The organism is Streptomyces sp. NPDC054796 (assembly GCF_053611545.1).
Genome location: NZ_JBSHAO010000034.1, coordinates 1 through 12,709, shown reverse-complemented (window position 1 = coordinate 12,709; position 12,709 = coordinate 1). Strand labels below are relative to the sequence as shown.

The following is a 12,709-nucleotide window of genomic DNA, read 5'->3' as shown; positions in this document are numbered from 1 at the left end:
CGCGCGGCGGCGGCTACGTTGTCACCCGTCAGCCCGAACAGCCGTCCCGCGCGAGGAGCTTGCCGTGACAGACGAACCTTCGGCCCCCGGCGCGCACCCGTCGCCGACGATCGACGCGTCCGTGCCGCACTCCGCCCGGATCTGGACGTACTGGCTGGGCGGCAAGGACCACTTCGACGCCGACCGCGCCGCGGGCGACAGCTTCCTGGAGACCTTCCCGGGGATCGCGGAACTCGCCCGCACCGGCCGGTACTTCCTCGGCCGGGCGGTGCGCCATCTCGCGGGGGAGGCGGGCATCCGCCAGTTCCTGGACGTGGGCACGGGCCTGCCCACCGTCGACAACACGCACGAGGTCGCCCAGCGGGTGGCCCCGGACTCCCGGATCGTCTATGTCGACAACGATCCGCTCGTCCTCGTCCACGCCCAGGCGCTGCTGACCAGCTCCCCCGAGGGCGCGACGGACTACATCAGCGCCGATGTCCGCGACACCGACGCCATCCTCGAAGCCGCGGCACGCACGCTCGACCTCAGCCGCCCCGTCGGCCTCATGCTGATGGGCATCCTGGCCCACGTCGACAGCTATGACGAGGCCCGCTCCGTCGTGCGCCGCCTCATGGACGGGCTCCCGTCGGGCAGTTACCTGGCGGTGCGGGACGGTTCGACGACGGACGAGGCGTACGCGCGGGCCATGGAGCAGTACAACGCCAGCGGGGCCGTCCCGTACCACCTGCGGACGCCCGAGGAGATCGCCGGGTTCCTCGACGGCCTCGACCTCGTGCCGCCCGGCGTGGTGCCGTGCCCCCGCTGGCGCCCGGACGCTGCCGATCCCTTCGCCTCCCCCTCGTCCGTCGAATCGGCCTTGCTGGGCGGCATCGGACGCAAGCGGTAGCCGTAGCCGTAGCCGTGGGGGCTGGGCGCGAGGCGAACGGCGGCTCCCGCGGCGTGCGGGGTGGTGTCAGTCGGGGCCGCCGCCGAGGCTGATCTCGTTGCCGTCCGCGTCGCGGTAGGTCACCTTGGTCACGCCGCCCTCGTACGTCTCGCGGCGCTCGGGCTTGATGCCCCGGCGGGCGATCTCGGCGACCCGGTTCTCGATGTCGTCGACGAACGACAGCACCAGGGCGTTTCCCGCCCGTTCCTGGTCACGCACGATATAGACGTACCGGTGCTCGGCCACCTCCCAGACCGCCTCGATGTCGTTCGGCAGGAACGAGGGCTGCCTGCCGAAGAACCGCTCGTACCAGGAGAGCGCCGCCGCGTAGTCGGCGACGGGGATGCCCGCGAAAAGGTCCTGTGCCATGTCGCGCTCCATGGGTGACGTGTGGGGCCTGGTGTCACCAGTCTCGACCCCGGCGGCGCGGGAAACTCATCGGAACGGTGCCGCCGTCCGCCCGGTCGGCTCACACGCCCCAGCTCGCGTCCCAGCTCTCGCCCCAGGTCACGCCGCGGGCGTGACCTCCCCGACGTGGTGCAGGCGGGTGACCACCTGCGCGAGGGCCTCGCGCTCCTCGGCCGCCGCCGAGCGGAGCGCGCTCGCGCGCCCGACGCGCCGGTCCGCGTCCTTCGCCGCCTCGGCGAGCGCGTCCGTGATCCGGTCCGCGTACGCGCGCCCCGGTCGGGGCGCGCCGTGTTCGAGGCGTACGGCGCAGGCCGTCGCCGCGTCCACGACGCGCTCCGCCATGGCCATGGCGGCGAGCCAGTCACGGGTCGGGCCGCGCCGTGAGGGGAACTCCGAGGCGGCCATCTCCGCCATGGCGCGGGCCTCCCCCAGCGCCCGGTACGCCGCGCGCCGCAGCGCCATCCGCTCCTCGCTCCCCTCGGCCCGCCGCACCGGCTCCCCCGGAGCCGCGACGGGCGACGCGCGTACGGCGAGGACGTGCCGCACGTAGTCCTCCGTACGCCGCAGCGCGGCGGCGAAGCGGGGGCCGACATGGGTGCCGGGGGCCAGCAGCCGGGGCAGGTGCCCCGCGAGCAGGACGATGCCGCTGGCGATGGCCGTGTGCGTGAGGCGGGGCGCCGCCGCCTGGGTGTCGCCCGCCGTGAAGAGGAACGCGAGGACCATGAGCGTGACCACGGTCGTCTGGAGCGCGAAGTGCCGCGTCGCGACGGGTATCAGCGCGCCCGCTGCCCCGGCGACCGCCACCGGCCACCACGGCCCGTCCGCCACGGCCGTGAGCCCGGCGAAGAGGAGCACGCCCACGGCCGTGCCCGCGACGCGGTTGACGACCCGCGAGAACAGCGGCCCCATGTCCGGCTTGACGAGGAAGGCGGCCGTGGCCGGGAGCCAGAACCAGTGCTCGGTGCCCAGCAGCAGCGCGGCCACGGTGCTGGCCGAGACGCAGACGGCGACCCGCAGCCCGTACGCGCGCCCCGCGGCCCCGAAGACCCCGCGCCGGTGCCGGCCCCTCCCCTTGCCCGTGAAGGCGCCGAGCGCGTGCGGGTGCGAGTGCGGGTGGTGGGGGTGTCCGGCCTCCTCGCCGGGTCCGTCGCGCGGCTCCGTACGGCCGAAGACGACGGCGGCGTCGAGCAGCGCGCGGTCGAAGGAGCTGCGCGCCGTGGTCTCGGGGACGGGCGCGGGCAGCGGCCCCGGCGGCTCGCCCGTACGCATGGCGGCGGCCAGCCGCCTCGGCCCGTCCGCGATCCGCGCGGGCAGCGCGTGGGCCTCCCACAGCAGCGCGACGCTCGCCTCGCACAGCGCGGTGGCGGCGGCGAAGCGCTCGGCCAGCAGCCGCTCCCGCACGCCGACCGTGGTGCTCCGGCCCCGCACGCGCGGCACCCCCACGCGCGGCACCCCCATGCGCGGCATCCTCACGCGCAGCGCCCGCAGGCGCAGCGCCGGTACGCGCAGCAGGCGGCGCAGGCGCAGGGCCTCGTCGGCGCGGTCGAGGGCCGCGGTCAGCCGTCGCCTGGCGCCTTCCGCGCCGGGCCCGCCGACCGCGTCGAGCGCGTCGGCGAGGGCGTCGAAGACGGCGGCGACGGCCGCGCGCTCCCCGTCCAGCGCGCCGCCCCGTGGCCGAGGCGGGCGCAGGACGAGCCGCAGCAGCATCAGCCAGCAGGCGCCGCCCAGGAAGCAGAGGGCCTTGAACCAGGGGGAGCCCGGCATGGGCATGCCAGCGCCCACGGCCGTCGCGACGAGCATCTGCATCCCGGCCGCCGACCAGACGGGCCCGCTGACGCTGACCGCGCCGGAGAGGAGCCCGACGGCGAAGAGCAGGGGCACCGCCCACCACGAGGTGGGCGCCACCGCGTCGAGCAGCGCACCGGCCAGCAGCCCCGAGGCCCCCGCGAGCGCGGGCAGCCCGATGTGCGCGGCGCCCTTGCGGCGCGTGCCGGGCCGGTCGTTCACGCCCGCGAGCATCGCGCCGATCCCCGCCAGCACCCCGGCGCCCGGATGCCCCGTGGCGAGGGCCACGCCCAGCAGCGGCCCCGCGCTCAGCGCGCCACGGCCGACGGCGGGCCAGGGCACGGGCGCCCGCTGCCAGCGCAGCGGATGGACCAGCCACGGCGGAGCGGACCGGAGCGAGCGACGAGCGGCGGAGCGGAGAGAGCGGCGGACGAGTGCGCGGAGCACGGGCCTCCTCGTAGTGGTGCATGACGAAGTGGTCCGGCGGACGGCTGTGGCCGACGGCGTCCCTCCACCGTAAACGCGCGGTTTGTCCTTACAGCGGCGCGAGGGTTACCAGAATGTGTCCTTCCGCATGCCCCGGCCCTCGACGGGGACCGGCAGCGGCACCTCTTCCGCCCGGCCGTCCCAGCGCACCCGGATCTCCTTGGGGAGGGGGCTGCGGGAGGAGGACGCCATGAGAAATTCCACCGTCTCGCCCGGCCGCACGACGGCATCCTCGGGCAGGTTGCGCACGACGCGGGGCAGCCCGACGGGGTTCACGCGCACCCCCGTCAGCACGGCGGCGCCGGTGTTGCGCAGCGCGTAGGAGTGGTCACCGTGGCGCTCCAGCCGCAGAGGGGAGGGCACGGAGTGCTCCGTCGGGGGCAGCGGCCGGCGCAGGGGGTCCTTGCGCCGCCGCTCGCGGCCGTGGCCCGGCATGGCTCCCGGAGGGGCGCCGCTGCCGTACGGGGCGGGAGCGGGGGGTTCCTGCGGATAGCCCCAGCCCGTGCCGGGGCCCCCGGGCGGGGCGGGCCGCTGCTCCGGAGGCGGGGGTCCTGGCCATGCGCCGGGGCGGCGCAGAGCCAGGGTGCCGCCCTCGACACCCTCGGCGTCCTCCACGACCTCCGCGTCGTCCACGGCGTCCGCGTCCTCCGGAACGTCCCAGTCCGCCAGAAAGTCCGGCTCGTCCACGGCGGCAGGGGCGGGGGCGGGGGCGGCGGGGGGCCGCTGTCCGTTGACGTTGACGCCGGCGTCGGAATGCCCCGTCATCCGCGCGAGGATCTGCTCCATGACCAGCGTGCGGCGTTCGGCCGTCTCGATCTGACGGCGCTGGAGCTGTGACGCCTCCGCCTGAAGCTCGTTCTGGCGCTTCAAGTCCCGTTTCTGGCTCGCGCCCTGCCAGATCGCGAAACACGCCATGGCGAAGGTCACCAGGGTGCTGCCCCAGGTGGCGGCGTCACCCGCCTCCAGCGCGTAATTCTCCATGCCCCGACTCTAGGCAAGTCCCCCGCGATCCTGGCCAGTTCGAGGAGTGCCACGCGTGTGCGGTTCGTGGAGATGTGCCGGGGGCGCCGGGAAGGAGGGCCCGGGGACGCGCCGGGTACGCCGGGGACACCGGCGAAGCCACCGCCGCCCCACGCGTCCCGGCCGCACCGGACCGCACCCGGCCGCACGGGGCCGACGCGCCGGAGGGCCGGATTCCGGGCCTCCGTACGGGAGCGGGTCAGCGGAACGGACAGGTCAACGGCTACGGTGCTGCCATGGCGACCAGCGGGATGGAGGATCAGGTGCACGGATACGCGTTGCTGATAGCGGCGTCTCCGCCCGCCAGGCACCGGGCCGTGAGCGCCGCCGACGCGCTGCCCGCGCTCGCCGCCGTGCCGCCCGCGACGCTGCTGGGCACCGCGACGGCGAGCGTCGTCCAGCTCGTCGACCCGGACGACCCGCAGACCGTGCTCACCCACCTGCGCACAGCCGCCGCGCACCAAGGGCCGCTGCTCGTCTATCTGTCGGGTCAGCTCGTCCTCGACGCGAAGCAGCGCCTTCCGCATCTCGCGCTCGCACGTACGACGCCGAAGGCCGCGCGCTACACGGCACTTCCGTGGCACTGGCTGATCGCGGAACTCCAGTACCGCCCGCAGGGGACGACGACGGTCTTCGCCGACCTCGTCGCGGACGAGACGGCGTGGGCGAGCGTCTCGCGCCGCCCTGACCAGCTCGCCTCCTCCCTCGCGCTGTACGGCGCCGTCGCGCCACCACCGCCGAAGCGGAGCCGTACTCCGCGCACGCCCCGCTACAGCCAGGCGCTCGCCTCGCTCCTGCGCGGGCTGGCCGAGCGCCCGCCGCTCGGGCCGCTGCACGAGGCGGCGGTGGCGGACGCGCGGCTGACGGGACAGGAACTGCTGCTGGGCGGCGCACCCCACGAGGTCGGCCTCCCGCACGGGAACGGGCACCCCTACGGGAACGGGCTCGTCCATGGGGGCGGCTTCCCCGACGCGGCCGGGCTGCCGGGTGCGGGCACGGTCGCACCCATGCCCGTGCCCCTTCCCGGCCAAGGGCACCCTGGCGACGACGCGTCCGTGAACGGAGCCGCCGGAACCGCGCCCGGCGGGTTCCCGTACGGCAACTACGGCAACGGCTCCGGGACCGGAACCGGAACGGAGACCGGCCTGCCCGGCGCGAGCGGCCCCGGCCAGGACTCCTTCACCGGCCCGCCTCCGGAAGCGGACGCCGACGCATCAAGCCCTGTAGGCACGGCCGGCACGTCGAGCCCCGTAGGCACGGCGGACACGTCGGGCGCGTCGGGCGCGTCGGGCGCGTCCGGGACGACCGGCGCGACGGACACAGGCTCCCCCGGCGCGACGGACGCCCCGGACGAAGCGCCCGCCCACCCGAGCCCCGAAGAGGCCCCCGACGACAGCCCCCGCACCGGAGAAGTCCCCGTCGGCACCCTCCCTCCCCCGCTCATGCCCTCGCCGCCCCTCCCGGCGATGCCCCCACTGCCTCCGCTGCCCCCGATGCCCCCGGGCCCGCCGCCCGTCGCGCAGCCGCTGCCCCAGGCCCGGCCGGAACCGGACCCGGAACCGGAGGAGCCCGAGGACCCGCATGCGGCGATCTTCGAGGCGGCCCGCGCGGGGCACCACAGCCAGGCCGCCGCCATGGCCGCGGCCTGGGAACAGGCGGCACTGCGCGCCCACGGCCCCGACTCGGCCGAGGCGATCCACTGGGTGGAGGTCAGGGCGGACCTCGCGCGGCTTGCCGGGGAGCCGGACCGGTCCTGCTCGCTGTGGATGGTGGTCGCCTCGACGCGCCTGATGGCGGGCCAGCGCCCCGAGCAGACCGAGGTGGCCAACGCCGTCGACCGCGCCCACCACTGCTGGCACCTCATCGACGACCCGGGCACGGCGCGTGAACTGGGCCTGGAACTGGCGCCGTTGCGCCAGCGCGTGCCTGGTGGCAAGCCGGGTGCCGTGGAGGACGTACAGGGGCGCCTGAACCTGCTGGTCGGGGAGGCGGCGCAGCGGCGCCCCTGAGCCGCCCGTCCCCCACCGCCGCCGCTCTCACCACACGCCCGTCACCCCGCGTCACCGGAATTCACCGTTTCCGCTGAATTCCGGCCGCGGAAGCCAGCCGTCCGCACCTCGGACCAGAGCCCCGCCGCGCGGACGACGCGCCAGGGCGCCCGTCACGCGCCACCCGTACGGATCCTCTCCTCCGACGCGCACTCCGCCACCGGGCGGACCATCATGTGTCGGGTACGGCAGACGTGTCATCGCCGGAACGCCGGTTACCCGCGACGTCAGCGGGCCCGCCGTGCCCCGCCCGGACCGCCCACCGCCTGGAGAGAACGCATGAGCACCACCGCACAGATCGGCGTCACCGGCCTCGCTGTCATGGGCCGCAACCTCGCCCGGAACTTCGCCCGCAACGGCTACTCCGTGGCGGTCCACAACCGCACCGCCGCCAAGACCCGCTCCCTGGTGGAGGACTTCGGCGACGAGGGCACGTTCGTCCCCGCCGAGTCGGCCGAGGAGTTCGTGGCCGCGCTGGAACGCCCGCGGCGGCTCGTCGTCATGGTCAAGGCGGGCGGCCCCACGGACGCGGTGATCGACGAGTTCGCGCCGCTGCTGGAGGAGGGCGACGTCATCATCGACGGCGGCAACGCCCACTTCGAGGACACCCGCCGCCGCGAGAAGGCGCTGCGCGAGCGGGGCCTCCACTTCGTCGGCGCCGGCATCTCCGGCGGCGAGGAGGGCGCGCTGCACGGTCCGAGCATCATGCCGGGCGGGCCCCCGGAGGCGTACGAGGCGCTGCGGCCCCTGCTGGAGAGCATCGCGGCGAAGGCGCCCGACGGCGTCCCGTGCACCACCCACATCGGCCCCGACGGCGCGGGCCACTTCGTGAAGATGGTGCACAACGGCATCGAGTACGCGGACATGCAGCTCATCGGCGAGGCGTACGAGCTGCTGCGCGGCGTCGGCGGCTACGCGCCCGCCGAGATCGCCGACATCTTCCGCCGCTGGAACGAGGGCCGCCTCGACTCCTATCTGATCGAGATCACGGCCGAGGTGCTGTCCCACACGGACGCGGAGACCGGCAAGCCCTTCGTGGACGTCGTCCTGGACCAGGCCGAGCAGAAGGGCACGGGCCGCTGGACCGTGCAGACGGCGCTCGACCTGGGCGTTCCCGTCTCCGGCATCGCGGAGGCGGTCTTCGCCCGCTCGCTCTCGGGCCACGCGGAGCTGCGCGAGGCGTGCGCGGGGCTACCGGGCCCGAACGCCCCGGCGCTGGAGGGGGCGGACGCGGAACAGTTCGCCGACCAGGTCGAGCAGGCGCTGTACGCGTCGAAGCTGGTCTCGTACGCGCAGGGCTGGAACATGATCCAGAAGGCGAGCGAGGAGTACGACTGGGACATCGCGCCCGGCGCGGTCGCCGCCATCTGGCGCGCGGGCTGCATCATCCGTGCCGCCTTCCTCGACCGCGTGCGCAACGCGTTCGCCGCCGACCCCGGGCTGCCGACGCTGCTGGCCGACGCGGAGTTCGCCAAGGAGATCGGCGAGGCGCAGTCCGCCTGGCGCTCGGTCGTCGCCACGGCCACCCACCGGGGTGTGGCCGTGCCGGGCTTCGCCGCCGCGCTGGCCTACTACGACGCGCTGCGCGCCGGACGCCTGCCCGCGGCCCTCACCCAGGCGCAGCGCGACTACTTCGGCGCCCACACCTACCGCCGCGCCGACCGGGAGGGCGTCTTCCACACCCTCTGGGGCGAGGACCGCGGGGAGGTCGGGGCCGACTGAGGACCGGCAAGCCGCAAGGCGGCGCGGAAGCGCCGCGGAACGCAACGATCAGCGAAGGAGGCGTGGCATGACCACCCCACCGCCCGATCCCGTACCTCCCACACCCACACCAGCGCCGCCGGGACCCGGCGGACCCGAGCCAGGACCCGCGCCAGGACCCGTTCCTGGGCCGCCACCCGACCCCGTGCCGCCCACTCCTCCCCCGGCTCCGCCGCAGCCCGAGCCGGACCCCGTCCCTCCGGCGCCACCTCAGCCAGGACCGGATCCGGAGCCTCCGGCGCCGCCGAAGCCCGGTCCGATGACGGACTGACTCCCCCTGGATCAGGGCTCGTTGGGGGCCTCCTGGCCTCCAACGGGAGGGGACACACCACGACCCCTTTGGCGCTTTTCACCCATTTGCCAGTTTCTCCCCATTGATACTTTCTGTGAAGCTGGAAGCGCTCATGGTGACTGTCCCCTACATCAGGAGTGCCCCGTGATCCTGTCCATCTCCGGTGTCGTCCTTCTGGGCACCATCGTCTTCCTCTTCTTCCGGAAGGACGGCCTCAAGCCGACCCACGCCGCGGTCTCCGCGCTCTTCGGCTTCTATCTGGCCGGTACGGCGATCGCCCCCAGCATCAAGGCGGGAGGCGAGAGCCTGGCGGGACTGCTCGGCGGACTCAATTTCTGAGGTTCGGACACGCCGAAACCTCGGTTTCTTTCGGACACTGACGACCCGGGTCTCCCACGGCCCGGGTCCGCGGTTCGGGCGGCACAGACCGTCCGGAGGAGGTTCGCGTGGGGCGCTGGCCGCTTCCCCGCCCCGGGGGTGGAACGGAGTCGTCGCTGTCGTCGCTCGACCGGAGCCGTGAGGCCGTACGGGCGGGTGCCGACGGGGTGCTGGACATACTGCATCCCTTGATCACACTCGGCCGCGGCGTCGGCCGACTGGCGGTGATGGCGCGGTCCTGGTGGGACCGCACACCGAGGGACCGCAGGGGGCCCGCGCTGTTCGTGAGCGCCGTCTGCGTGATCGTCGTGGGACTGATGCCGTACGGGCCCGCGCTCGCCCTCGTGGGCGTCGTGGGCGCCGCGGCCTGGTACGGGCGCGGACACGGCGCGGCCGGCACCGAAGCAGGCCCGGACGAGGAGGAGACGGCGCGCCTGGAGGCGGTGTACGAGGCGCTGGTCCCGTACTTCGCCGTCCCCGACGACCCGCACCCCGACCCCCTCTACACGCACAACGGCGAATGGGCGCGCGTCTTCGAGGAGTTCGAGTTCACCGACGAGGGCCGCATCGCGCGCCTGCTGCTGCGCTACCCCGCCCACTTCAGGGACGGCGAGCCCGAGGAGCGGCTGCGCGTCGAGCAGTTGCTGAGCGCCAAGTCGGGGCGCGGGCGCGAATACCACTTCTGCTGGGACGAGGAGCGGAACCGGCTGGAGATGTCCGTCCTGGGCCCCCTCCCCTCGGGCATCCACGCCCAGCGCTTCGTGACAGGCCCCGGCGAGGTGCTGCTCGGCTTCACCGACCCGGAGGCGGTCCCGCTGACCGTGCCCGTGGCCGACGACGAGGGCACCCGCGACGTCCCGCCCGTGATCTGGCGTACGGGGGCGCGCTCGACGGAGTCACACCTGCTCGCCGTCGGAGTACCGGGCTCCGGCACGAGCACCCTGCTGCGCTCCGTGGTCCTTCAGGCGCTGGAGCACGGGGACGTCCTGGTCGTGGACGGCAGCGGCGCCGGGGAGTACGCCTGCCTCATGGGCCGCTCGGGGGTGCTCGCCGTCGAATCCTCGCTGGTGGGGGCGCTCGCCTCGCTGGAGTGGGCGGTGCACGAGACGGAACGGCGGCTGATGTCCGCCAGCCGGGCACGCCAGGTGGGCCGCGCGGTGCCGTACGACCTGCGGCGCCCCCTGTGGATCGTCCTCGACCGGCCCGCCGTCCTCAGCCACCTCGCCGCGGCCGAGGGCCGCCGGGATCCGCAGGACCTCCTCCAGGTGCCGCTGCGGCACGGGCGCGCGGCGCGGGTGACGGTGGCGGTGGCGGAGCAGTTCGAGTGCGTGGAGGGGCTGGGGCAGGCGGTGCGCACGTACACGCGGGCACGCGTCGTGCTCGGGCCCGCCTCCCGCGAGGAGACCCGCGCGGTCCTGGGCGAACCCCCGCGCTCCGCCCCGGCGTACGACACGCCACCGGGGCGCGGCCTCGTCCGCCTGGGCACGGGACCCGTTCTGCGCCTCCAGGTCCCGGCGACGCCCGACCCGTACGACGAGACCTCGAGCGAGGCCGAACGCGCCGCCGTCCAGGCCCTCCTCCCCGAGAGGGCCGCGACGGGACGGGCCTAGGAGGTGCCGGTGACTCGGTGGCCGGCCCGGGCGTGCCGGAGTTCACCGGCACGCCCAAGGCAGCGGGTACGACGGGTTCAGCGGAAGGCCGCCGCATTGCGCTCGGCCCACCGGGCGAACGTTCCGGCGGAGCGGCCGAGCACGCGTGCCACGTCCGGGCTCACTGCCCGCTCGCCCGGCGTGGGCGAGCCCAGGATGTCCAGGGTGGCGTCCGCGACCGGTCCGGGCATGAAGGTGAGCAGCTGGCCTCGTGCTTCTTCCCTGGTCTGCTCGACGAACTCGACCCGCTCGCCCAGCACGCCACCGATGGCCGCGGCCATCTGACGGGGCGACACCGGTTCGGGCCCGGTGAGCACGTAGCTCTCACCGGCATGGCCGGGCTCCAGCATCGCCGCGGCGGCGACCGCCGCGATGTCGTCGGGGTCGATGATCGGCAGGCCCACGTCGCCGAACGGTGCGAACAGGGTGCGGTTCGCGCGGATCGACCCGGCCCAGGCGAAGGCGTTGGACGCGAACCCGCCCGGACGGAGCAGCGTCCACTGCGCACCCGAGCCCTTGACGGCGCGTTCGAATCCGCTGACCAGGCCGCCGTGGTACGGCGAATCCGGCCGGGTGACGACCGCCTGGGAGGACAGTGCGACGATCCGGCCCGAGCCGCTCGCCGCGGCGACGATCTCGTCGAGCTTCGCCTGCTGAGTGAGCAGATCGCCTGCGGCGAGGAGAAAGACGGCCTCCGCCTCGCCGAAGACCTCCTTCAGAGTGCCGGGCTCCGACAGATCGGCCCGCAGGGCCCGGGCCCCCGCGGGGACTTCGGTGATGTTCCGGCTGACCGCGGTGACCTCGGCGCCCGTCGCGGTCAGTAACCGGACCAGGGTGCGTCCGACGTTTCCGGTGGCACCAGTGACGACGTACATATGACATCCCCCCAGGGAAGGTCGAGTGAGTTAGCTGACTAACTAAGACGAACCTAGCATAGACTCAGTCGGGTGACTGACTCTCGACTGAGGGCCGCCTCGGCCAAGCGGCAGCGGCTCATGGAGGCGGCCGCGCGCGTCGTGCACGAGCAGGGCGCGGGGCGGACCACGATCGCCGACATCGCCCGGGCGGCGGACGTGCCGGTGGGGAACGTGTACTACTACTTCAAGACCAAGGACGAGCTGGTCGGCGCCGCCATCTCCGAACAGGCGAGAGGTTTCCGGGAGCTGGCCGCCGAGCTGGACCGGCTCGACGACCCCCGTGAGCGGCTCCTGCGTCTCGTCACCGGCTGGCTCGGCCAGAAAGAGCGGGCCGCCCGTTACGGATGCCCGACCGGCACCCTGGCCGCCGAGCTCGACAAGCGCGACGAGGGTGGCCTCGACGTCGAGGCCGGACGGGTCATCAAGCTGCTGCTCGACTGGGTGGAAGCACAGTTCGACGCCATGGGGCGGCCGGACGCGGCGGACCTGGCGGTGACCCTGGTCGGCGCCTATCAGGGCATGTCGGTGCTGGCCAACGCGCTGCGCGATCCGGAGATCATGACGCGTGAGGTGCGGCGCCTCACCGCCTGGCTGAAGGGGTTGGAACCGTCCCGGGGTTCCGCGTAGGCAGGCGGCAAGTTCCCGCACCGGCCGGCGGGCGGGAGGTCAGTGCGTGAAGCGGTCCTCGCGGCGAGGCCGTCGACCCGTCCAGCACCCTTCCCAGGAGTACGCTCCGCCGGTGCCCCTCGGGGTTTCGTTGCGGGGCTGCGGCCCGGGGCCGGATTGTGCCCACCCTCCCCCAGCTACCGCTGGGAGGCGCCCCCTCGCCTGCCCACAACAGTGGGGGCTGAGCCCGTACCGCCAGGTGCGGGCCCACAGCATGGGAACAACCGAAGCGGTCACCGACCTACTGTTGGCCACCGGGCGGGAGGGGACGTGGTGGGGTGTGCCCCCCAGTGGTGGGGACGAGTGCCGGGGGGAACCCCGAAAACATACCCGCCCATGTGGCCGCCCCCGGGGACACCCCACCCCCGCAC

The 12,709-nt window shown here is 74.4% G+C and carries 10 protein-coding genes; 6 read left to right on the top strand and 4 right to left on the bottom strand.

The window, feature by feature from the left end; genetic code table 11:
- Positions 1–64: 64 nt before the first annotated feature.
- Positions 65–889 carry an SAM-dependent methyltransferase gene (locus ACWGJ2_RS25590; RefSeq protein WP_453348564.1) on the top strand — a complete coding sequence of 275 codons (825 nt, stop codon included), beginning with the start codon at positions 65–67 and terminating at the stop codon, positions 887–889.
- Positions 890–955: 66 nt separating this feature from the next.
- Here ACWGJ2_RS25590 and ACWGJ2_RS25585 read toward each other — a convergent pair whose 3' ends face one another.
- The 3 genes from ACWGJ2_RS25585 to ACWGJ2_RS25575 form a co-directional block, all read right to left on the bottom strand.
- The gene (locus tag ACWGJ2_RS25585; RefSeq protein ID WP_453348563.1) at positions 956–1,297 is read right to left on the bottom strand and encodes a VOC family protein; all 342 of its coding nucleotides are present in this window, start codon (positions 1,295–1,297) and stop codon (positions 956–958) included.
- Between the two features lie 138 nt (positions 1,298–1,435).
- Positions 1,436–3,568 (bottom strand): FUSC family protein, encoded by a 2,133-nt coding sequence (locus ACWGJ2_RS25580; protein ID WP_453348562.1) that lies wholly within the window; start codon positions 3,566–3,568, stop codon positions 1,436–1,438.
- A 105-nt stretch (positions 3,569–3,673) separates the two neighbouring features.
- Complete coding sequence (locus tag ACWGJ2_RS25575) at positions 3,674–4,588, bottom strand: hypothetical protein (protein WP_453348561.1); 915 nt, start codon at positions 4,586–4,588, stop codon at positions 3,674–3,676.
- Between the two features lie 275 nt (positions 4,589–4,863).
- Here ACWGJ2_RS25575 and ACWGJ2_RS25570 point away from each other — a divergent pair, with 275 nt between their 5' ends.
- From ACWGJ2_RS25570 to ACWGJ2_RS25555, 4 genes are all read left to right on the top strand, one after another.
- The gene (locus ACWGJ2_RS25570; protein WP_453348560.1) at positions 4,864–6,636 is read left to right on the top strand and encodes a hypothetical protein; all 1,773 of its coding nucleotides are present in this window, start codon (positions 4,864–4,866) and stop codon (positions 6,634–6,636) included.
- A 318-nt stretch (positions 6,637–6,954) separates the two neighbouring features.
- Complete coding sequence (gene gndA / locus ACWGJ2_RS25565) at positions 6,955–8,397, top strand: NADP-dependent phosphogluconate dehydrogenase (RefSeq protein ID WP_453348559.1); 1,443 nt, start codon at positions 6,955–6,957, stop codon at positions 8,395–8,397.
- 475 nt (positions 8,398–8,872) lie between these two features.
- Positions 8,873–9,067, top strand: a complete 195-nt coding sequence (locus ACWGJ2_RS25560; RefSeq protein WP_453348558.1) for a hypothetical protein — start codon at positions 8,873–8,875, stop codon at positions 9,065–9,067.
- A 107-nt stretch (positions 9,068–9,174) separates the two neighbouring features.
- Complete coding sequence (locus ACWGJ2_RS25555; RefSeq protein WP_453348557.1) at positions 9,175–10,716, top strand: hypothetical protein; 1,542 nt, start codon at positions 9,175–9,177, stop codon at positions 10,714–10,716.
- 77 nt (positions 10,717–10,793) lie between these two features.
- Here the strand turns inward: ACWGJ2_RS25555 and ACWGJ2_RS25550 are convergent, their stop codons facing one another.
- Complete coding sequence (locus ACWGJ2_RS25550) at positions 10,794–11,630, bottom strand: NAD(P)H-binding protein (protein ID WP_453348556.1); 837 nt, start codon at positions 11,628–11,630, stop codon at positions 10,794–10,796.
- A gap of 72 nt (positions 11,631–11,702) precedes the next feature.
- Between ACWGJ2_RS25550 and ACWGJ2_RS25545 the strand changes: the two genes are divergently transcribed.
- Positions 11,703–12,299, top strand: coding sequence for a TetR/AcrR family transcriptional regulator (locus ACWGJ2_RS25545; RefSeq protein ID WP_453348555.1), 597 nt, complete (start codon positions 11,703–11,705; stop codon positions 12,297–12,299).
- The last annotated feature ends 410 nt before the right edge of the window (positions 12,300–12,709 follow it).